At 50.1% G+C, this 20,453-nt stretch carries 18 protein-coding genes; 11 read left to right on the top strand and 7 right to left on the bottom strand.

Translation table 11 applies throughout. The features are described from left to right. Positions 1–36 precede the first annotated feature (36 nt). The 3 genes from I2B62_RS05800 to I2B62_RS05810 all read left to right on the top strand — a co-directional run bounded on the left by I2B62_RS05800 (position 37) and on the right by I2B62_RS05810 (position 5,701). Positions 37–699, top strand: a complete 663-nt coding sequence (locus I2B62_RS05800) for an L-fuculose-phosphate aldolase (protein WP_195268050.1) — start codon at positions 37–39, stop codon at positions 697–699. A 207-nt stretch (positions 700–906) separates the two neighbouring features. After that, positions 907–1,569 carry a class II aldolase/adducin family protein gene (locus I2B62_RS05805; RefSeq protein ID WP_195268051.1) on the top strand — a complete coding sequence of 221 codons (663 nt, stop codon included), beginning with the start codon at positions 907–909 and terminating at the stop codon, positions 1,567–1,569. A gap of 136 nt (positions 1,570–1,705) precedes the next feature. Beyond that, positions 1,706–5,701, top strand: coding sequence for a collagen binding domain-containing protein (locus tag I2B62_RS05810; RefSeq protein WP_195268052.1), 3,996 nt, complete (start codon positions 1,706–1,708; stop codon positions 5,699–5,701). A 95-nt stretch (positions 5,702–5,796) separates the two neighbouring features. Here the strand turns inward: I2B62_RS05810 and I2B62_RS05815 are convergent, their stop codons facing one another. After that, positions 5,797–6,498, bottom strand: a complete 702-nt coding sequence (locus I2B62_RS05815) for a CatB-related O-acetyltransferase (RefSeq protein WP_195268053.1) — start codon at positions 6,496–6,498, stop codon at positions 5,797–5,799. A gap of 287 nt (positions 6,499–6,785) precedes the next feature. On the opposite strand from I2B62_RS05815, the gene I2B62_RS05820 reads away from it, so the two are divergent. Then, complete coding sequence (locus I2B62_RS05820; protein WP_195268054.1) at positions 6,786–7,976, top strand: SpaA isopeptide-forming pilin-related protein; 1,191 nt, start codon at positions 6,786–6,788, stop codon at positions 7,974–7,976. A 110-nt stretch (positions 7,977–8,086) separates the two neighbouring features. On the opposite strand, the gene I2B62_RS05825 is transcribed toward I2B62_RS05820, so the two are convergent. Beyond that, a complete protein-coding gene (locus I2B62_RS05825) occupies positions 8,087–9,985 on the bottom strand; it encodes an ABC-F family ATP-binding cassette domain-containing protein (RefSeq protein ID WP_195268055.1) in 1,899 nt (632 codons plus the stop codon). A gap of 370 nt (positions 9,986–10,355) precedes the next feature. Here I2B62_RS05825 and I2B62_RS05830 point away from each other — a divergent pair, with 370 nt between their 5' ends. From I2B62_RS05830 to I2B62_RS05860, 7 genes are all read left to right on the top strand, one after another. Then, the gene (locus I2B62_RS05830) at positions 10,356–11,537 is read left to right on the top strand and encodes an acetyl-CoA C-acetyltransferase (protein ID WP_195268056.1); all 1,182 of its coding nucleotides are present in this window, start codon (positions 10,356–10,358) and stop codon (positions 11,535–11,537) included. 156 nt (positions 11,538–11,693) lie between these two features. Further along, positions 11,694–12,470, top strand: a complete 777-nt coding sequence (locus tag I2B62_RS05835) for an enoyl-CoA hydratase-related protein (RefSeq protein WP_195268057.1) — start codon at positions 11,694–11,696, stop codon at positions 12,468–12,470. Between the two features lie 140 nt (positions 12,471–12,610). Beyond that, a complete protein-coding gene (locus I2B62_RS05840) occupies positions 12,611–13,450 on the top strand; it encodes a 3-hydroxyacyl-CoA dehydrogenase NAD-binding domain-containing protein (protein WP_195268058.1) in 840 nt (279 codons plus the stop codon). 33 nt (positions 13,451–13,483) lie between these two features. Then, the gene (locus I2B62_RS05845; RefSeq protein WP_195268059.1) at positions 13,484–14,623 is read left to right on the top strand and encodes an acyl-CoA dehydrogenase; all 1,140 of its coding nucleotides are present in this window, start codon (positions 13,484–13,486) and stop codon (positions 14,621–14,623) included. A 24-nt stretch (positions 14,624–14,647) separates the two neighbouring features. Then, positions 14,648–15,430 (top strand): electron transfer flavoprotein subunit beta/FixA family protein, encoded by a 783-nt coding sequence (locus I2B62_RS05850; RefSeq protein ID WP_195268060.1) that lies wholly within the window; start codon positions 14,648–14,650, stop codon positions 15,428–15,430. 19 nt (positions 15,431–15,449) lie between these two features. Continuing rightward, on the top strand, positions 15,450–16,460 hold the full coding sequence (locus I2B62_RS05855) for an electron transfer flavoprotein subunit alpha/FixB family protein (protein ID WP_195268061.1): 1,011 nt from the start codon (positions 15,450–15,452) through the stop codon (positions 16,458–16,460). A 196-nt stretch (positions 16,461–16,656) separates the two neighbouring features. Further along, positions 16,657–17,181 (top strand): gamma carbonic anhydrase family protein, encoded by a 525-nt coding sequence (locus I2B62_RS05860; RefSeq protein WP_195268062.1) that lies wholly within the window; start codon positions 16,657–16,659, stop codon positions 17,179–17,181. A 47-nt stretch (positions 17,182–17,228) separates the two neighbouring features. On the opposite strand, the gene I2B62_RS05865 is transcribed toward I2B62_RS05860, so the two are convergent. The 5 genes from I2B62_RS05865 to I2B62_RS05885 all read right to left on the bottom strand — a co-directional run bounded on the left by I2B62_RS05865 (position 17,229) and on the right by I2B62_RS05885 (position 20,425). Continuing rightward, positions 17,229–17,540 (bottom strand): YbjQ family protein, encoded by a 312-nt coding sequence (locus I2B62_RS05865; protein WP_013378882.1) that lies wholly within the window; start codon positions 17,538–17,540, stop codon positions 17,229–17,231. Further along, on the bottom strand, positions 17,521–17,742 hold the full coding sequence (locus tag I2B62_RS05870) for a hypothetical protein (protein WP_195268063.1): 222 nt from the start codon (positions 17,740–17,742) through the stop codon (positions 17,521–17,523). Before I2B62_RS05870 ends, I2B62_RS05865 begins: the two co-directional genes overlap by 20 nt. 63 nt (positions 17,743–17,805) lie before the next feature. After that, positions 17,806–19,128 (bottom strand): hypothetical protein, encoded by a 1,323-nt coding sequence (locus tag I2B62_RS05875; protein ID WP_195268064.1) that lies wholly within the window; start codon positions 19,126–19,128, stop codon positions 17,806–17,808. A gap of 97 nt (positions 19,129–19,225) precedes the next feature. After that, positions 19,226–19,714: an ECF transporter S component gene (locus I2B62_RS05880; RefSeq protein WP_195268065.1), complete on the bottom strand. Its 489-nt coding sequence runs from the start codon at positions 19,712–19,714 to the stop codon at positions 19,226–19,228. A gap of 111 nt (positions 19,715–19,825) precedes the next feature. Beyond that, positions 19,826–20,425: a hypothetical protein gene (locus I2B62_RS05885; protein WP_195268066.1), complete on the bottom strand. Its 600-nt coding sequence runs from the start codon at positions 20,423–20,425 to the stop codon at positions 19,826–19,828. Positions 20,426–20,453 lie beyond the last annotated feature (28 nt).

Below are 20,453 nucleotides of genomic sequence, written 5' to 3' on the forward strand. Positions count from 1 at the left end.
CATAAAAAATTTAATAAATTAAAGAGGAGAGTAAACATGTTACTGCAAAAAGAAAGAGAAGACGTTGTTAAATACTGCCAGATGCTGATCACCCACGGATTAACCAAGGGAACGGGTGGAAACATCAGTATTTTAAACCGGGAAGAAGGCCTGTTCGCCATCAGCCCAAGCGGTATCGACTATTTTGAAACTGAGCCTGAGGACATTGTTGTCATGAACCTGAAGGGAGAAATCGTGGACGGTGTGCGTAAGCCCTCCAGCGAGCATGAGCTGCACCGCATTTTCTATACCGACCGTGACGACATCGCCTCAGTGGTTCACACCCACTCAGTTTATAGCACCGTACTGGCAACCATCCGTGAGGGTTTGCCGGCATCCAGCTACCTGGTGGCCTTCTCAGGCTACGATGTCCGATGCGCCGAGTACGCCTCCTACGGAAGCGTTGAGCTGGCGAAAAACACCTTTGAAGCCATGAAAGACCGAAACGCTGCCTTCATGGCTAACCATGGACTTATTGCCGGGGGCAGCGATATCCTCAATGCTTTTAACATTGTGGAACAGATCGAACAATGCGCAGAAGTTTACGTTAAGGCCAGAGCTATCGGCACACCCGTGCTTTTGGATCAAGACGAGATGACACGCATGATCGACAGCTTCAATAACTCCTACGGCCAGCGTAAAGCCAAAAAAGACCTGTAGGGCGTGAGTCTGTTTTCTTAAATGAATAAACCCCATTAAAATACACCTGAAGCTTAAACCCTTAAAAGTTTAGTTGATAAATTCTCTTTAAAAGAGTATAATAGCTTTTAAACAAACCTTACCCGAAGACCGGAAACCCGTCTTCGGGTTTTCCTGAATCTGGAATGAAAAGGTTATCTTACTTTAAATGTGTGAAAGGAGAATGTTATGGAATACGCAAAGGAAAGACAGGATATCGTGGACGCCTGCCGGTGGCTGGAGGCCAACGAGATGGTCATTGGTACCTGGGGCAATGTCAGTATGCGCCTGGATGCGGGAAAACTGCTGGTGACCCCGAGCCGGGTATCCTTCACGGATATTTATCCTGAGGACCTGGTGGTCGTAAACGGTGATGGCTGTAAGGTGGAGGGCGTATGGTACCCAAGCTCTGAGGTACATATTCACCGTCTTATCTACGCCAAACGTGGGGATGTCAACGCCATTATCCAGTGTTATCCCACCTATGCTTCGGCTATGTGCGCCTCCCAACAGGGGATTCCTCCGATTTTTGAGGAGATGAGCCAGCTCATCGGCGGCGGTATTCCGGTAACGCCTGAATACATTAATGCCGGACAGCACCGGAGGCTGGCAGAGGCTGTCATCGAAACCATTGGTCAGAAAAACGCCATCCTGATCCGTAACCACGCGCCCATGTGCTTTGGCCGCGACATGACCGAGGCACTCACCTGCTGTAAGGTCACCGAGAAGGCGGCCAAATCCTACCTGGCCCTGAAGGGCGGCGTGGACGTGGCCGTGATTCCCGACGAAATGGTCGAAGCCGAACGTGAGCGTTACCTGAACAAATACGGGCACGAGGGCTGTGAGGAGTGATTTTAGAAAGCCTTTCGGGGCTTTTTTTTGTTTGCAGACACAAAAAAGTATAAAATAATTCGCTGTCATTCAATTATAAGAATACCTGTTGGGTATAAAAAGTAAAAGCATTAAAGTAATAAGAAGGGAAAAAACAATGAAAAAAATAGTGAGTGTAGTCCTATCACTGATGATGATTCTACAATTTTCATTGCCGCAGGCGGCATTTGCCCAGGAAAATGACAGCGCACAGAAAGAGGCATCAGGTCTGGTCGCTGCTGGCAAGGTAGAGGAGGAAGCCCCTGAGGCAGAGCAGCCTGAACAGGCAGCAGATACCGAGGCGCAGCCCGGGAAGAACGCAGAGTCCACCGCCATACTGCTTGAAGCGGCAGAAAAGGCACCGGCTCCAGCAGAGACGGAAAGCCAGCCTAAAACGGGCGGACGGGATATCAAAGAAATTTTTCAGGCGCTGGGTTACAGTGAGGCGGACAGCACCATCCTGACAGGAATGACTGTGGCTTATTATGACGAGGATGGAAAACAGGTGGCAGAGCCTACCATTGACGATACCGTACGATTCGATATTACCTTTGCCCTGCCAGAGGATGTCCGTGCTCAGATGCAGGCCGGTGATTATTATCAGTTTGAGCTGCCGGACAATATCAAAATTGCCAATAATGTCAGCATTCCGCTTATCGACGAGACGGGAAACCAGTACGCCACCGCATTAGTAGGTAAGGACGGTACGGTCACCATCACCTTTACTGACGAAGTGACGAAAAACAGCGACATCAGCGGAAACCTCAATTTTTCAGGCGGATTTGATAAGGAAAACATGACAGGTCCTGGCAATACGATCATCAAGATCCCAAATGAGGAAAAGCTGCCGCCCACAGAGGTGGTGGTTAAGCCAGGTGCCGGGAGCGCCATTGAAAAAAATGGCTATTTTGATCGAAATATGAACCCCGAAAAGGTTATCTGGAAGGTAGACATCAATAAAAGCATGGATACGGTGGAGGGTGCGGTCGTCACCGATACCCTGCCGGACGGACTTTTACTGGAAAGTGTGGCAGTTTATCAGGTTGATGTTGACTTTGACGGTAATGTCATCGAGGGCAGCCAGACTCCTGTGGATCCATCTGAATATACCGTTGGGAGTGACGGCACCGTCACATTTAAAAGCACTATTCAGTCTGCCTGCCGTATTGAGTATGAAACCCGTATTGACCCCGAAAAGAAGCCTGCGGACGGTGGTACGCTCACCTTTAAGAATGAGGCGGCCCTGAGCGGAGACAACATTTCGGATATTACGACAAGCGCCACTGTGGATGCCGAATATGGTAAGATTCTTGAAAAAAGCCGGGAGAACTACGATTCTCAGACACAGACCTTCAGCTGGGAGATCAAGTACAATTACAGCGAGGGAAAAATTCCGCAGAATCAAGCTGTAGTGACCGACAAAATCGGCAGCGGCATGGAATATGTAGACGGCAGTCTGGTGCTCCGGTCGGTCAGCTTTGGTGCTGACGGCAGCGTCCAGATAGACCGGACGTTGGAGGAGGGGAAAGATTACCAGCTCATAGAAACAGCGGACGGCTTTAAGGTCCAATTTCTAAGCGATGTGGATTATGCGGTTCAGATGACCTATCAGACCAAGGTCTCCGGCATACTGGACGAAAATCAGAAATATAAAAATGAAGTTGAAATTGGCACTGGGCAGACGGACAGCGCAAGTGGCAGCGCCAAACAACAGGGCGTCATCAAAAAATTTGTCTCTGCCGACCAGGAAAACAGAAAGATTAACTGGTCCATCGATGTCAATAAAAACAACTACACCATGCAGGACTGGTCCCTCACTGACACTCTGAGTCCAGGTCTATTTCTGGATGAATCGTCGCTGGTGATTAAAAATAAGGCTGGAAAGACACTGGAGCGAGACAGGGATTATACCCTGCTCTATGACCAGACCGACAACCATTTTGACATCGTTCTGATTGGTGCCTATAATCCCACAAGTGACAGCTTTAAGATCACCTATACTACAGACTATGACACTGGTGTAACGGTATTTCCGGATGGCAATGTCTATTTTAAGAACGACGCTGTCTCGAACTGGACCGATACCCAGGGTGGAAAACACAGCAGTAAGGATGAGGCCGAATACCGGCCCAATGACTACGCAGCCTATAACGGCTTTAAAAATGGCAGCTACAATGCCGTCGATAAAACCATCACCTGGACCGTGGGGGTCAATTATAACAGTGTCCTGCTTGGGAAGCCGACCGCCATTGAAGACCCCATCACCGGCAATCAGGTATTTATTCCCGGGTCTGTCAAAATTTACCACTACACAGTAGACAGCAAGGGTGAGCCAGTAAAAGGGGATGAAATGACGCCTGATGAATATGATCAGTTTCGGGTTCAGGAGCCCAGCGCTGAGGAAAATATCCTGAAGATACTGTTTCCAGAAGGCGCTGAGGGCCGTTATCTTATTGAGTTCCAGACTACTTTAGACGGACAGGTTATACACGACAGTGATACCTATAAAAACACCGCAACCTTTACAAACGGACGCGATGTCCATCTGCTGGAGGGCGAGGTGTCCATCACCAACGGTGGTAAGCTGGCCGCTAAATCCGGCGTTCAGGACGATGATGGCTACGTTCAGTGGCAGGTCACTGTGAACCCCAGTCAGTCCGCGCTCAGCGATGTTCAGGTTATTGACCGCCCCTCAGGCAACCAGATCGTTGACCTTGATTCGCTGAAGGTATATGGCGCTCAGGTAGATGAAGCCGGAAATCTGACTCTGGACCAGAATACTGTGCTGGTTCAGGACACGGATTACACTGTGGCCTATGCTCCCAGCCCGGAAACCGGTGAACAGGAGCTCACAGTGAGCTTTTTGAAGGATATTGACCGCGCATACTTTGTCACCTACCGAACGAAGGTGCTGCTAGAGGAAGGCAGTGAGCAGAAGGTGCGCAATGAAGTTATCATAAAGGGCAATAATGAGGAAACCGTCGAGGGTGGCGACAACCAGGAGCTGGGCGTTATCGTCAATGATGGTGGTGGAACCGTTGTGGGCAAAAAAGGCAGTATTCTGCTGGAAAAGGACAGCACTACCACCCACAACCCGCTGGCCGGAGCCGTATTCCAGCTCTATGACAGCAACGGCGTACGGCTGGGCGCCCCTGTGACCACTGGGAGCGGCGGGCAGATCGCCTTTAACGACCTGGTCTACGGCAATTACATTTTAAAAGAGCTGAAGGCGCCGGATGGCTATAACCTGGATCCCGCACTGGAACAGGGAATTATGCTCACTGTCAATGCGGAGAGCAGCCAGAAGAACAAGATACAGCGTTTAGAGAACGATCCTGTCCAGGTCACCCTGGTCAAGGAGGACGAGAACGGCAATCACCTTGCAGGCGCGGTATTCAGCCTTGAAATGAAACAGGGCGAAAACTGGAAGCCCATTCGAGAAGAAACCGAGCTGAAAACCGGAGAAGACGGACGTCTGACCGTGGAAGCTCTGGATGAAGGCACCTACCGGTTTACAGAACTAACGGCCCCGGACGGCTATATTCTGAACACGCAGCCTGTGACCTTTACCCTGACCAAAAACGGGGATGGTGTGATACCAGCCCTGACCCTGAGTCCGGTACAGAATTATCAGGGCAGCCCTGAAATTATAAAGGCTGGCGCGGATGGCCGCCCACTCGCGGGCGCAGCCTTTAAACTGACAAAAGACAATGTAACCGTAATGGAGGGGGTGATCACCCAAAATGACGGAACGGCCAAGGTCAGCGGGCTGGCCCCCGGCGTCTACGAGCTGGTGGAAACCAAAGCCCCAGACGGCTATACGCTTGACAGCACTCCCGTCATTTTCGAGATTGAAGCGCGTGCGGCAGGACGGCCAGCGGCTGTACAGATACACATGGTCAACCAAGAGGAAAAACCACCGGAGGTTACTGTAACAACCCCGCCGGACCCGGATCCGGAATCCCAGAGCCCTGGGAAGACGCCTCGTGAGGCGGGTGCAAAAGCCCCGGAAACCGGCCTTCAGTTGAAAGACGGCATCGGTGCGTCCCTGTTGCTGCTGGCAGCCGCAGGCATTGTCCTCTGGGTGGTGACCAGACGGAAGGAAAAACGTTAATCGCGTATTCCCAAATCGAAACCCGTAAAGGTACAAAAATACAGAGGACTGCCGCAGTGATCTGAAATCACTGCCGGCAGTCCTTTTTTAGCATGCTATTTCGTTTTTTCCAACCGCTCGATGACTGTGCGGGCCGTATCGCCGAGCCATTTCTTTTCCAGGACCGCGTCAATGCGACCGTTGATGAGCTCGGGCAGGAATTCACGAACTTCTTCATCTGGCAAATCCCACCACTTTAAGGCCATGAGCTTCTCAATGGTGGCCTCGTCAAAGCGTTTGCGGATAGGGCGCGCCGGGTCGCCGGCCACCACGGTGTAGGGCGGGACGTCCTTTGTCACCACACTGCGCGTGCCGATGATGGCGCCGTCGCCAATGTGTACCCCAGGCATGATTACACTGTTGTATCCAATCCACACATCGTTGCCCACGATCGTCGGCCCCTTGAGGGTACAGACCTTGTCATCAGAAAAAAAGCTTTCATCTAACGCCCAGTGAGCATTTACAATGGGGAAGGGATAGTTGGCAAGAGAATCAAAGTTATGGTTGGCCAAAGGACAGATAAAAGTTGTGCCTGAAGCCAGGGAACAGTATTTTCCAATAATAATCTTATCCTGATGAAACTCTGGAAAGTGGTATAATACGTTGTTTTTCACAAAATCTCGCGGGTCATTCTTTTCGTCGTGATAATAGGTGTGTTCCCCCACCTGAATATCCGGATCATCAATGACATTTTTTAGATAAACCACCGTGGGATCACCGTCATTAAGATAAATTCGCTGAGCATTCTCCTTGCGCATTTTTCACACTCCTGTTCATGCAGAATATTTTACGTTTACATTATATCAAAAGCCAAGAGCTTTAGACAGTTCATCGCCAAATTTTGCGGACAGAGAACAAGAAATTACGGCTTGAAAACACGTGGATTTATTTTTACCGCGCCAATCCGGTGATAGAAAAGAAAAAGCAGAATGCTTTTAAGCTGTGGGAAATGCCTTTTTATTGGGTAAGTAATACATAAGTGTTTTGAATGGATTGCGGAAGTTTTTACGACTTACCCATTGTATCAATAGAGAAAGGAATCAGCATGAAAAAATTAACGGGCACTCTGACGGTCCTTATTATGGTCATATTATTCTCATTTTCACCCGTTTGGGCGGCTCAAGGGGGCGAGGGCAAGGCCGCACCGACACCCACCGCGGCTGAACAGGCCCAGGAACCAAAGGACAAGACGCCGGTAGAAGCCCAGGAGAGCGGTGAGGCCGCATCCGGCCCGGGAGACAGCAGCGCCATTGCCGCCGAAAAGGCAGCGGTACTGAAGTCGGGAAATTACTATACCTTTAAGCTGCCTGACAGCGTCATCATCACCGAGGAGCTGTCCCTGCCGCTGACCGAAAAGGACGGCCGGCTTTACGGAACCGCCTATGTGGGGACCGATGGGGTGGTCATCATCGCCCTGACAGAGGAAGCCGCCGAGGACGCGGTGGTGACTGACCGACTGGAGGCCGCCGGTGCAGAGCCGGCAGCCGTCCAGACCCTGGGCGATACCTCCGGCCCTCAGGGCAGTGTTGTTTTCAGAAAACAGGATGAAAATGGTAATGGCCTGGAGGGCGCGCGGTTCGAGCTTTTAAAAACCGATGACAACAACCGGACAGTGGCCGCGGTTACCTCCGGCGGGGACGGCAGTGTGCGCTGTGATGCTCTGTCGCCCGGGGCCTACCGGGTAGTCGAAACTCAGGCCCCGGCGGGTTACCTGCTCAATCGAGAGACCGTGGCGTTTACAGTGCCCGACTCGGCCCAGACTCAGGCGGTCGTGGTGGACGCAGGGGTGCACACCGGCTACCAGGGCCGTCTGATGATTCTGAAAATGGATGAGGAACGGGACCCGTTGGCTGGGGCTACCTTTAAGATTCTGGACGCCAACGGCTATACCCTGCAGAAGGATCTGGTCACCGGAGCGGACGGGCAGATCTGGGTCAGCAATCTGGCTCCCGGACGTTACCAGGTCATGGAGACTGAAGCGCCTGCGGGATACCATCTGGACGCCACCCCGGTGAGCTTTGAGGTGTCCGACGCCGCACAGGGCGAGCCCGCCGCCATGGAGGTCAAGGCCGTCAATGTCCGGCGTGCCTCCAAGCTTAAGTACTCAACGGGCGCCGCCTCGCCAAACGCCGATACAGGCGTGGACGGCATGGACTTTCTGGGGCTTGGGTTTGTCATGCTGGCAGCAGTCACGGCCGCAGGGGTGATGGCCTACCAGAAATCAAAACGAAAATAAAAACAGATCAAAACCCGCCGGCACGGTGTGTGCCGGCGGGTTTTTTGACTGTTGAATTCAGATTTTCTTCCTATTTATATTAAGGGATAAATTCAGATTCAGGAGTAAAGTCAGCTGCTGACAGCTTTTCCAGCATTCTTAATGCCTTCCAGGTATTCCTTCCGTTCCATTTTCTCGAGCAGGGTTTCCTCGGACTGGTCTTTTTCCTCACTCAGAGCCTGGAGGCGGGTGTAGTCTGTTGTAATGCCGGCCATCTCACGGTCGATTTCCTCCAGGCGGATTTCCAGGGCCTCCATCTCCGTGTCGATATGGTCATATTCCTGCTGCTCCCGATAGCTCAGGCGAATGGTTTTTGACCGGACCTTTTCGGTTTTCGCCTCACTGGGCTTGTTGCTGGCCGGTTCATTGTCCTTGCCGGCGTGCTTGGCCATGTAGTCGGTGAAATTACCGGTCTGCACCAGGATCTCGCCACCGCCGGTAAAGGAGAAGATGGTGTCGCACACCCGGTCCAGGAAGTAGCGGTCATGAGAAACAGTGAGCACGCTGCCCTGGAAATCGTCCAGGTAGTTTTCCAGGATTTTGAGGGTGTCGATGTCCAGGTCATTGGTGGGCTCGTCGAGCAGCAGTACATTGGGCGCGGACATAAGGATGCGGAGCAGGTACAGCCGCCGCCGTTCACCGCCGGAGAGCTCTGAGATACGAATCCACTGAGCAGTGCGGTCAAAAAGAAACAGCTCCATCATCTGGGCCGCGGTAATGACCTCGCCCCGGGCGTTCTCTACGGTTTCTGCACCCTCGCGGATGTACTCGATGGCCCGCAGGCTCAGGTCCATGTCCTCGGATTCCTGTGAGAAATAGCCGATTTTGACTGTGTCACCAATGACGATGCTGCCGCTGTCCGGCCGGATTTTCCCCGCAATCAGGTTGAGCAGGGTCGATTTTCCCCGGCCATTTTTTCCGATGATGCCGACGCGCTCGTCCGGGTCGAAGATGAAGCTGAAGTCCTTCACCACACACTGGCCCTTAAAGGCCTTGGATACGTGATCCATGTCCACCACCTGTTTACCCAGCCGTGTGAACCCCACGTTGATCTCAAGGAAGTCCTCGCCCAGGTCGGCGGCGCTGTTTTTAATGTCCTCAAAGCGCTGGATCCGGGCTTTCTGCTTGGTGGTTCTTGCCCGGGCGCCCCTGCGGATCCACGCCAGCTCGCGCCGGTACAGGTTCTGCCGCTTCTGCTCCATAACGCTCTCGAACTCCTTGCGGGCGGCCTTTTTTTCGACGAACTCGGAGTAATTGCCGGTATATTCGTACAGTTTTCCGCCGTCCAGTTCCATGGTCTTGTTGACCACCCGGTCCAGGAAGTAGCGGTCATGGGTGACCATCAGGAGCGCGCCCCTGCGGTTTTCCAGATATTTTTCGAGCCAGGTGATGGTTTCGTTGTCCAGGTGGTTCGTGGGCTCATCGAGGATCAGGAGGTCGCAGGGGGTCAGCAGCACAGAGGCCATGGCCACACGCTTACGCTGGCCGCCGGACAGGGCGCCGATGGTTTTGTCAAAATCCTTGATGCCCAGCTGTGTTAATATGGTTTCCACCTGGGATTTCAGGTTCCACAGGCCTGCGGCGTCGATGGTATCGGTCAGACCCAGCAGGTGCTTCTGGAGCTTTTCGTCCTCGGGATAGCGGGCCAGAAGGTCCAAGGTACTTTCGTAATCGCGCAGGGTGTTCATTTCCGGGGTGTCGGCCCGGAAGACCTGGGCCAGGACGGTGGCGCAGGGGTCAAGCTCGGGCGTCTGGGCCAGGTATTCGATACGTTTGGCGCCATAGACTCGGATTTCGCCGGCGTCGGGGCTGTCCTGTCCGGCCACAATCCGCAGCATGGACGTCTTGCCGGTACCATTAATACCAATGACACCGATTTTATCGCTGTCCTCGATGTTAAAGCTGATTTCTTCAAAAAGGGTCTTGACCCCGTAGGTTTTTTTAAGGTTGATGACGGATAATAGATTCATGATTTTCTTTTCTTTCTTTCAGCGGTTTTCTTAAGGGCTATTTTAACACAGATTGCGTCAAGAAAAAAGAAATCAAAAAATAAGGCTAATTTAAAGCTTTATTGAGTAGTATAAAGATACAATAAAACACCACTTATGGAGGATTTGTAGGATTATAGAGGGTCAATATACCTGTATATACATATTTCACAAAAAAAGACCGTTTAATAACAGAATTTTCCTGTAATCTATTGCAAATTGGCTGGATATGTGGTAGTATTGTTATATATTTAACAGATACTCCTTTTGTTCTATAAATGGACAGTTGGAGTATAAGATAAATTATCAAATATTCACATGGAAATGTGAGAATTAATGGAGGGAATTTTAAGTGGCAAAAGAAGTAGTATTAGCTGGTGCTGTCCGTACAGCAATTGGTAGTTTTGGTGGTTCCTTGGCAAACGTTCCAGTTGTAGACCTGGGAAGCATTGTTATCAAAGAAGCATTAAACCGCGCAGGCGTTAAACCTGAAGATGTTGATGAAGTATTAATGGGTTGTGTACTGCAGGCTGCCCAGGGACAGAGTGTTGCCCGTCAGTCCGCTGTAAACGCTGGTATTCCGGTTGAAGTACCTGCTTTAACACTGAATAACTTATGCGGCTCTGGTTTGAAATGTATCAATCTGGCAGCTGCTATGATTCAGGCTGGCGAAGCCGATATCATTGTTGCCGGCGGTATGGAAAGCATGTCCAGCGCTGCTTACGCGGTTCCAAAGGGACGCTATGGCTACAGAATGGGCGACGGCCAGTTCATCGATACCATGATCAAAGACGGTTTAACCGATGCGTTCAACCACTATCACATGGGGATTACCGCTGAAAACGTCGCAGAACAGTATGATGTAACCCGTGAAGACCAGGATGATTTCGCAGCCAAGAGCCAGCAGAAATGTGAAGCTGCTCAGGCAGCAGGCCGTTTCGACGACGAAATCGTACCGGTTCCGGTAAAAGTTAAAAAAGAAATGGTTGACTTTAAAGTTGACGAATTCCCAAGAAAAGGCGTTACCGCTGAAGGCATTGCTAAAATGCGTCCGGCTTTCAAAAAAGATGGTACCGTAACAGCTGCCAACGCTTCCGGTATCAATGATGGCGCTGCCGCTATCGTTGTAATGTCTGCTGAAAAAGCCAAAGAATTAGGCGTTAAGCCAATGGCTAAATTTGTTGTCGGCGCTTCCGCTGGCGTTGATCCTTCCATCATGGGCGTAGGACCAATTTTCTCCAGCCGCAAAGCGTTAGATAAAGCTGGTTTAACCATCGACGACATGGACCTGGTAGAAGCAAACGAAGCTTTCGCTGCTCAGTCCTGCGCAGTTGGAAAAACTTTAAACATTCCTGAAGATAAATTAAATGTCAACGGCGGCGCGATCGCCTTAGGTCATCCGGTAGGTGCTTCCGGTGCCCGCATCATGGTTACCTTACTGCACGAAATGCAGAAACGCGGCGCTAAAAAAGGTCTTGCGACCTTATGTGTCGGCGGCGGTATGGGTGTATCCACCATCGTTGAAATGGACTAATTTTGCGCAGATAAAGGACGAATTACTGCAGTGCTCCCCCTTTCCCACTTACGCCTAAATGGGCTGATTCGCGGGAAAGGGACTGAGCCTTGTATTTCGGCCTTTCTCTTAGTGAAAATAAAGGATTTTATCAATTAAGGAGAGAAGGTAATTACAATGGGTTTTGTTAAATATGAACCACAGGGTGCCGTTGCTGTCATCACCATCGACCGTGAAAAGGCTTTAAACGCTTTAAACAGCGAAGTCCTTGAAGATCTGGAAAAAGTGATCGACGGCGTTGACCTCGATACGATTCGCTGCCTGGTTATCACAGGCGCTGGTCAGAAATCTTTTGTTGCCGGTGCAGACATCGGTGAAATGAGCAGCCTGACTCAGGCTGAAGGCGAAGCCTTCGGTAAAAAAGGCAACGATATTTTCAGAAAGATCGAAACCTTACCGATCCCGGTGATCGCTGCGGTTAACGGTTTTGCCCTTGGCGGCGGCTGCGAACTGTCTATGTCCTGTGACATTCGTCTGGCTTCTGAAAACGCAACCTTTGGCCAGCCGGAAGTCGGCTTGGGCATCACCGCTGGTTTCGGCGGCACACAGCGTCTTGCACGCCTGATCCCGACCGGTAAAGCAAAGGAAATGCTGTACGCCTGCACCAACATCAAAGCGGCTGACGCTTTGAGCTGGGGACTGGTTAATGCTGTTTATCCGGCAGACGAACTGATGCCAGCAGCGCTGAAATTAGCAGGTAAAATTGCTAACAACGCTCCAATCGCTGTCCGCAACACCAAAAAAGCCATCAACGATGGCCTTGAAATGGGCATGGACGATGCGATTGCCTTTGAAGCAAAACAGTTTGGCGGATGCTTTGAATCAGCCGATCAAAAAGAAGGCATGGCGGCTTTCCTGGAAAAACGTAAACACGAACCTTTCCAGAATCGTTAAGCCTGTAATTTAATATGATTTTCAACTCAAGGGTATTTTTCTGTAAAAATACCCTTGAGTTTGGGCTTTTGGCCTGTATATACAAATTTGTATATACAAGAATATAAAAAAAGTTTTTAATTTATCTAGGAGGACTTAAAATGAAAGTTGGCGTTATTGGTGCCGGTACAATGGGATCTGGTATTGCTCAGGTTTTCGCTTCTACCGACGGTTATGAAGTGGTACTTTGTGATATCAAACAGGAATTTGCCGATGGTGGTAAAGCTAAAATCGAAAAAGCATTAGCAAAACAGGTTGCTAAGGGCCGTATCGATCAGGCTAAAATGGACGCAACCTTAGCAAAAATCACAACAGGCTTAAGAGAAGCCGTTGCGGATTGCGACCTGGTTGTTGAAGCTGTCTTAGAACAGATGGAAATGAAACATGAATTATTCCAGGCGTTACAGGAAATCTGTAAACCAGAATGTATTTTCGCTTCCAACACTTCTTCTTTATCTTTAACAGAAATGTCTCAGGGCGTTGACCGTCCGGTTATTGGCATGCACTTCTTTAACCCGGTTCCGGCTATGAAACTGGTTGAAGTCATTGCTGGCTACCACACTTCTCAGGAAACCGTTGATACCATTAAAAAGATTGCTACTGATATCGGTAAGACACCGGTACAGGTTAACGAAGCGGCTGGTTTCGTTGTAAACAGAATCTTAGTTCCAATGATCAACGAAGGCATCGAAGTTTATGCTGCAGGTACTGCTTCTGCTTCTGATATTGACACCGCGATGAAATTAGGCGCAAACCACCCAATGGGACCACTGGCATTAGGCGACTTAATCGGTCTGGACGTTGTTCTGGCCATCATGGAAGTATTACAGGCTGAAACTGGCTCTGACAAATACGCTCCGGCGCCGCTGCTTCGCAAAATGGTACGCGCAGGCGTTTTAGGTATGAAAACAGGAAAAGGATTCTTTGATTACACAAAATAAGCTTGTGTGACAAATATATTTAGGAGGAACAGTATGGACTTCAATCTGAGTAAGGAACATCAAATGTTGCGCACACTCTACAGAGAGTTTGCAGAAAATGAAGCAAAACCAATCGCCCAGGAAATTGACGAAGAAGAACGCTTCCCACAGGAAACCGTTGATAAAATGGTTAAAAACGGCTTTATGGGTATCCCGATTGCCAAAGAAGACGGCGGACAGGGCTGTGACACTTTAGCCTACATCCTGGCTGTTGAAGAATTATCCCGCGTTTGTGGTACCACAGGCGTTATCCTTTCAGCACACACCTCTTTAGGGATGGACCCTATCCGTAAATTCGGTACACCAGACCAGAAAGCCAAATATATTCCGCGTTTAGCAAGCGGTGAATTATTAGGCGCTTTCGGTTTAACTGAACCAGGTGCTGGTACCGATGCTTCCGGACAGCAGACAAAAGCTGTTTTAGAAGGCGACCACTATGTATTAAACGGTACAAAGATCTTTATCACCAACGGTGGTAAAGCCGATGTTTACATCATCTTCGCCATGACCGACAAGAGCAAAGGCACCAAGGGTATTTCTGCATTCATCGTAGAAAAAGACTATCCTGGCTTCTCAATCGGTACAAAAGAAAAGAAAATGGGTATCCGTGGTTCTTCCACAACCGAATTAATCTTTGAAGACTGCATCGTTCCAAAAGAAAATCTTCTTGGCAAAGAAGGTAAGGGCTTTGGCATCGCAATGCAGACACTGGACGGCGGCCGTATCGGGATCGCAGCTCAGGCTTTAGGTCTGGCACAGGGCGCTTTCGACGAAACCGTGGCCTATGTTAAAGAAAGAAAACAGTTTGGCCGCTCCATCGCCAAATTCCAGAATACACAGTTCAAATTAGCCGATATGTACGCGCGTATCGAAGCTGCCCGTAACCTGGTTTACAAAGCAGCCATCGCTAAAGATACCCAGAAAGTATTCTCTGTCGAAGCAGCAACCGCTAAGTTGTTCGCAGCTGAAACCGCTATGGCTGTTACCACAGAATGTGTACAGTTACTTGGTGGTTATGGTTACACCAGAGACTATCCAGTTGAACGTATGATGCGTGATGCTAAGATTACCGAAATTTATGAAGGAACAAGCGAGGTACAACGTATGGTTATATCTGGCAACGTTCTGAAATAGGAAGTTCAAAAGGAGGAAATTTAGGTGAATATTGTAGTTTGTGTAAAACAAGTTCCTGATACAAATGAAGTAAAACTTGATCCAGTAACAGGTACATTAATTAGAGATGGCGTTCCAAGTATTATGAACCCTGATGATAAAGCTGGTCTGGAAGCCGCATTAGAGCTGAAAGACGCTACCGGCGCGCACATTACCGTTGTTTCCATGGGACCACCACAGGCAGACGACGTTCTTCGTGAAGCGCTGGCTATGGGCGCAGATGAAGCGATTTTAGTAACCGACAGAGCTTTCGGCGGCGCCGATACCTGGGCAACTTCTACCACCATCGCTGCAGCTGTTAAAATGTTAGACTACGACCTGATCATTACCGGCCGTCAGGCAATCGACGGTGATACCGCTCAGGTTGGTCCTCAGATCGCTGAACATTTAAACATTCCAAATATCAGCTACGCTGAAGACATTAAAGTGGAAGGCGACTCTGTTATCGTAAAACGTCAGTATGAAGACAGATACCATACCATTAAAGTACAGATGCCTTGCTTAGTTACCGCTTTAGGCGAAATGAATACACCGCGTTATATGACTCCTGGTGGAATCTTTGACGCTTACAGATCAAATGAAGTAAAGGTCTGGACCCTGGAAAACATCGAAGTGGATACCACTAACATCGGTTTAAAGGGATCCCCGACACGCGTATTCAAATCCTTCCCGAAAGCTTTAAAAGCGGCCGGAACTGTTGTTCAATTAGATCCACAGGAATCTGCTGATTTCTTACTGGAAAAATTGAAAGAAAAATTCATTATTTAATGGAAAGTGGTGAACATAGATGAGTTTACAAGATTATAAAGGTGTTTTCGTCTTTGTACAGCAGGTAGATAACGTTATTACTCCTGTTTCTTTCGAACTGATTGGTAAAGGCAAAGAATTAGCCAATGATTTAGATACAGAAGTTACTGCTGTTGTTTTAGGTTCTAAAATTGACGCAATGGGCAAAGAATTAGCCCGTCATGGTGCAGACAAAGTCATCATGGTTGATGATCCTGCTTTAGAAGTATATACAACCGAACCGTATGTACATGCTTTTACAGAAGTTATTAATAAATATAAACCAGAAGTTGTTCTGTTTGGTGCAACCGCTATTGGCCGTGATATGGCGCCGCGTGTATCCGCACGTGTTCATACCGGTTTAACCGCTGACTGTACAAAACTGGAAATTAACCCAGAAGACAAGGGCTTAATGATGACCCGTCCGGCTTTCGGCGGCAACATCATGGCGACCATCCTGTGTCCGGAACACCGTCCGCAGATGTCTACCGTACGTCCTGGCGTTATGCAGAAGCTGCCAACCGACGACGCAGCTGAATGCGAAGTTATCAAAGAAGAAATTGCCGGCTTAAGCGATCACATGAACGTAGAAGTTATGGAAATTGTTAAAACCGTAGCCGAAAAAATGGATATCCAGGACGCTAAAATCCTTGTATCCGGCGGCCGTGGTATGGCATCTCCGGAAAACTTCAAACTGCTCGAAGACCTGGCAGACGCTTTAGGCGGAACCATCTCCTCCTCAAGAGCCTGTGTAGACGCTGGCTGGGTTGAAAAAGACCGTCAGGTTGGTCAGACCGGTAAAACCGTTCGTCCGAACCTGTACATTGCCTGCGGTATCTCCGGCGCAATCCAGCATTTAGCTGGTATGGAAGAATCCGATGTCATCATCGCCATCAACAAAGACGAAACCGCTCCGATCTTTAACGTAGCAGATTTCGGCGTTGTCGGTGATGTCTTCAAAATCTTACCACTGTTCACAGAAGCAGTTAAGAAAGAAATGGCAACCCGTTAATCGGCGTTTCGATAAAATTAAAAGTCCGAAGCTTACTTTAGCTTCGGACTTTTTCAGGTTATAAATCGAATGGCGGTGTCCGGAAAAAAGTGTTTTTTTGCGTTCCTTGTGCAACATTTTGTGAGCGGTTTACAAATGCCGCGTAAGGGTATAAAATGAAACCAGCAACTAAAAACCATTTACGATGGAGGATTCGATGTCAGGAAAAAATATTTTTATCGCAAAGAGCGCGGATGTACTGGGCAAGGTACGCATCGGCGATTATAGCAGCATCTGGTACCAGGCGGTACTGAGAGGGGATATGGACAGCATCACCATTGGTGAGCGCAGCAACGTGCAGGACGGCTCCGTGGTGCACGTGGCGCCGGGCGGCTACTGCGTTAAAATTGGCGACGGGGTCACCATCGGGCACAATTGTACGGTTCACGGCTGCACCATTGAAAACAACGTGCTGGTCGGTATGGGCTCCACCATCCTAAACGGCGCAGTCATCGGTGAAAATACCATCATCGGTGCAGGCTCCCTGGTCACCCAGAACAAGGTCATCTCGCCGAACTCGCTGGTGATGGGAAGTCCGGCCAAGGTCATCCGTCCGCTTACCGACGCCGAGATCGACAGCATCCGTGAAAACGCCAGGGAATATATGGAATGTATGCGCCTGGAACCTGGCAAAAGCTATTACGAAAACAGCGAAGGCATTATTGTCGTGCGCCAGATATAGGTGTCCGGCCGCTAAAAAAGCACCCGAGAGGTTTCGGGTGCTTTTTTTTACACAAATTTTACCGCTGTGCCATAGGCAATGACCTCTGCGGCCCCCTGCATAATGGCAGAGGAGGCGTAACGGATATTGACCACCGCGTCGGCGCCAAGGCCTTCGGCTTCCTGCACCATACGCTTGGTGGCCAGTGCCCGGGCGTCGTTCATCATTTCGTTATAAGCCTTGAGCTCGCCGCCCACAATGGTTTTAAACCCCTGGCTGATATCCCGTCCGATATTTTTGGACTGGATGGTTGAGCCCTTGACCAGGCCTAGCATTTCAAATTCTTTACCGCTGATGTAATCAGTATTGACTAAGATCATCTTCTTCTCCGCTCCTTATCTCATCGATTCTCTGGATCAAAACATGGAGGGAAACACCGGCCAGCGCCAGTGGCAGGATACTGCACAAAATCTTGACAATCAAAGGGACATCAATGATAAAGCAGACAATGATAAATCCCACAAAGTATAAGATCAGCAACAGCCCAATGACCAATGGGGCAATGATTTTCCTGACTTTCATAGACTGACCGCTCCCTTCCTAAGCTGCTTTCATTATATCGGATAACAGGGTCCAGAGCAAGGATTAATCATCATAATCCCCAAAAATGTTGCGGCTGCGTCGATTTCGCAGCTTAAAGAAGGCAAAGACACCGCCGCCGATCAGCACAATGACGATCGGAACTGCGATGAACAGTGGGTTAATGCCTTTATCCGTTGTTTTCAACATGACCACGTAATCGCCCGGTGCGCTGGCCGTAAAGGTAGCCACTTTGGTATCGTTGTGGTAGGTGGTGACAACCGGTTCAATACTGTCACCGGAGCTGTTGTACCGGGTAACGGTAAACTGGGCTTCGGACTGGAGCTTTGAGGCCTCATCGTCGGTCAGGGCCAGGTTCATTTCCAGCGGCTTCTCAAAGCTCGAGAGCGCGGACAGGGCCCCGGTGGCTTTCAGCGTCGAGGCTTCCAGCGTAAAGGGCGTGGTCACAGGCGTCAGCTTGGTTTCAGACAGCTTATAGCTGCTGCTTGAGAGCGTCGGGCCCTTTTTAAGCCCAAGGACCAGTTTATCGCCGTCGGCCAGCTTGTTCAGGTCATCGGTTTTTAAAAGAGAGGGGGAAACCGCAATGGAATCCTTGTTGATGGGAACATTTAAGGTGATTTTGGCTGTCTGCATATTTTTGAGGGCTGTTGCCGGGATCCGGAGCGTGACCGACGGATCGGTCAGCTTGGTGGTGTCAATGGCCTGGGCCTTGAGGACCAGCTTCGTGAGTGCCGACGCGCCAGACTGCTGTTTTTCGGTCAGCTTAGCCGTTCCGGCGGTAATGGCCGCGTTCAGGGCATCGTTGTTAAACTCTACCGTTACCGCGTTCTGATTAGTGGTGGCCGTGTAAGCGTTGGCCGGCAGGTTCACGTCAATGGTGGTTTCCTTGACGGTCAGCGTGACCGGGTAATCCCCCTCGACCTGCTGAACCTCCTGCACCTGCTCTTCCACCGTGGTATCGACGGTTGTGGATTCTGTGGGCACATAGTCGTCGCTGTCGTCGTAGGAAGGATTGTAAGACGGGGTGTAGTAATTGTCGTCATCGCTGTCGTAGTAGTCACCGCCGCCATCGTCGCCGTCGTTATTTTCATCTGAAGGAGGCGCGACAGGGGCTTCCGGTTCTGTTGGAGTCTCAGGCTGAGTGGGTGTTTCGGGCTCGGTGGGTGTCTCCGGTTCGGTGGGCGTCTCGGGTTCCGTAGGGGTTTCCGGCTCGGTGGGCGTTTCATTACCGCCGCTGCCGTCGTCCGGATCACGGGTGCTGGTCATAACAGAGACGGCGCCCGCCTTGTAAGCCGTTGCGCAGACCGTTGACACGGTAAAATTAAAAATCAGAGCAAATGACAAAAGTGCTGTGAATAGTTTTTTCATTGTTCTCTCCATTAAAGTTAATCATAAAAAAATCGAATTGTAATTTATATTATATCACAATTCGATTAAAAAGCGTAAATTCTTTTAAGTTTTGTGCTCAGGACTCGATGCGGAACGGAGTGAGCGGCCGGAACAGCAGCATGGAGATAACAATGCCCACAAGGGCCTGCAGAGCGTTGAAAGGAATGTTGACCAGCGGTGAGACAAAGCTGCCGTACAGCAGGATTTCCGACACATAGTAGATCAGGGTCATGATCACACCGGCCACGGCCATCACGCCGATTTCTTTTCTGCGGCCCGGGTTTCCCCGCAGAAAATAGCCCGTCAGGCAGGCCATCACGCCCTTGGCCAGCATGGTGGGAATGATATAGGCCCCGAAGCCCGCAAAGTAGTCGGCTGCGCCCGCGCCCAGAGCGGCCGCGATGGTGCCGTAAACCGGTCCCAGAATAAACCCGCACAGAAAGACCGCCGCGTCCCCCAGATGGATATAGCCGTTGGGGATGGGGATTTTAACCACTGAGATCATGATAAAGGTAACAGCCATGAGCAGGGCCGTATAGCATACTTTTTTGGTCGTGATATTCACTTTAAACCTCCGAAAATCAAATAGTGTTTCCATTATAGCACACCGGCAGAGAATGAAAAGGACCAAAAAGGACCAAAATCACGCGGATTCTGGTCCCTAAGGCTACGATGCTTACTGTACCTTTTCAATAAAGATGCTCACGCTGCTCGCATAGTCGAGACCGGTGCGCTGTGGGTTGTTGGGGCTGATGGTCACACTGATGTCGCAGCCATCCACGTTGCCGGTCACTGTGGTGGAGGCGTCGCTTTCGGCAGCGTTAAAGTTTTCGGCCGAGGCCATGAGCTCAGAGTAGAACTGAGCGAGCTCAGCCGTGTCGGCGGTGGAGCCGTAAACCGCTGTCCAGCCCGGGTTGCCGTTGTTGGTGGTGATGTCGTGGGAGTCGCCCACACCGCTCACCTTATAAAGGGGCAGCAGGTTGCTGGGGTAAGACTGAGCAAGCTGCCCGTCCTCGTTATTGTAGAGGTCGGCCTGGTTCGCGTCGATGACCTCCTGCATTTCCGGCGGCGTCTGTAAGCCATCAGAGCTTGCGCTGTTGTCGACAGTTGGCGCCGGCGTGGCGGTTGGTGTGTTGTCTGCGACCGACGGTGCGCTGGTCGGTGTCGTCTTAGCGCTGTCATTTGAGCCGCTTAACATCGGCACAAAAAACATGACGCCCACGATGATGACAATCACTGCTAAAACGCCGAGAAGTACCTTTTTTTTCGTGTTCATGTTGAGTCACCTTCATTCATCTTTCTAA

The sequence above is a fragment of the Eubacterium sp. 1001713B170207_170306_E7 genome (genome assembly GCF_015547515.1).
Taxonomy (GTDB): Bacteria; Bacillota; Clostridia; order Eubacteriales; family Eubacteriaceae; genus Eubacterium.

Coding starts and splice junctions, on each gene's coding strand:
- I2B62_RS05800 (WP_195268050.1), top strand. CDS start 37: ATGTTACTGCAAAAAGAAAGAGAAGACGTTGTTAAATACTGCCAGATG.
- I2B62_RS05805 (WP_195268051.1), top strand. CDS start 907: ATGGAATACGCAAAGGAAAGACAGGATATCGTGGACGCCTGCCGGTGG.
- I2B62_RS05810 (WP_195268052.1), top strand. CDS start 1,706: ATGAAAAAAATAGTGAGTGTAGTCCTATCACTGATGATGATTCTACAA.
- I2B62_RS05815 (WP_195268053.1), bottom strand. CDS start 6,498: ATGCGCAAGGAGAATGCTCAGCGAATTTATCTTAATGACGGTGATCCC.
- I2B62_RS05820 (WP_195268054.1), top strand. CDS start 6,786: ATGAAAAAATTAACGGGCACTCTGACGGTCCTTATTATGGTCATATTA.
- I2B62_RS05825 (WP_195268055.1), bottom strand. CDS start 9,985: ATGAATCTATTATCCGTCATCAACCTTAAAAAAACCTACGGGGTCAAG.
- I2B62_RS05835 (WP_195268057.1), top strand. CDS start 11,694: ATGGGTTTTGTTAAATATGAACCACAGGGTGCCGTTGCTGTCATCACC.
- I2B62_RS05840 (WP_195268058.1), top strand. CDS start 12,611: ATGAAAGTTGGCGTTATTGGTGCCGGTACAATGGGATCTGGTATTGCT.
- I2B62_RS05845 (WP_195268059.1), top strand. CDS start 13,484: ATGGACTTCAATCTGAGTAAGGAACATCAAATGTTGCGCACACTCTAC.
- I2B62_RS05855 (WP_195268061.1), top strand. CDS start 15,450: ATGAGTTTACAAGATTATAAAGGTGTTTTCGTCTTTGTACAGCAGGTA.
- I2B62_RS05860 (WP_195268062.1), top strand. CDS start 16,657: ATGTCAGGAAAAAATATTTTTATCGCAAAGAGCGCGGATGTACTGGGC.
- I2B62_RS05865 (WP_013378882.1), bottom strand. CDS start 17,540: ATGATCTTAGTCAATACTGATTACATCAGCGGTAAAGAATTTGAAATG.
- I2B62_RS05870 (WP_195268063.1), bottom strand. CDS start 17,742: ATGAAAGTCAGGAAAATCATTGCCCCATTGGTCATTGGGCTGTTGCTG.
- I2B62_RS05875 (WP_195268064.1), bottom strand. CDS start 19,128: ATGAAAAAACTATTCACAGCACTTTTGTCATTTGCTCTGATTTTTAAT.
- I2B62_RS05885 (WP_195268066.1), bottom strand. CDS start 20,425: ATGAACACGAAAAAAAAGGTACTTCTCGGCGTTTTAGCAGTGATTGTC.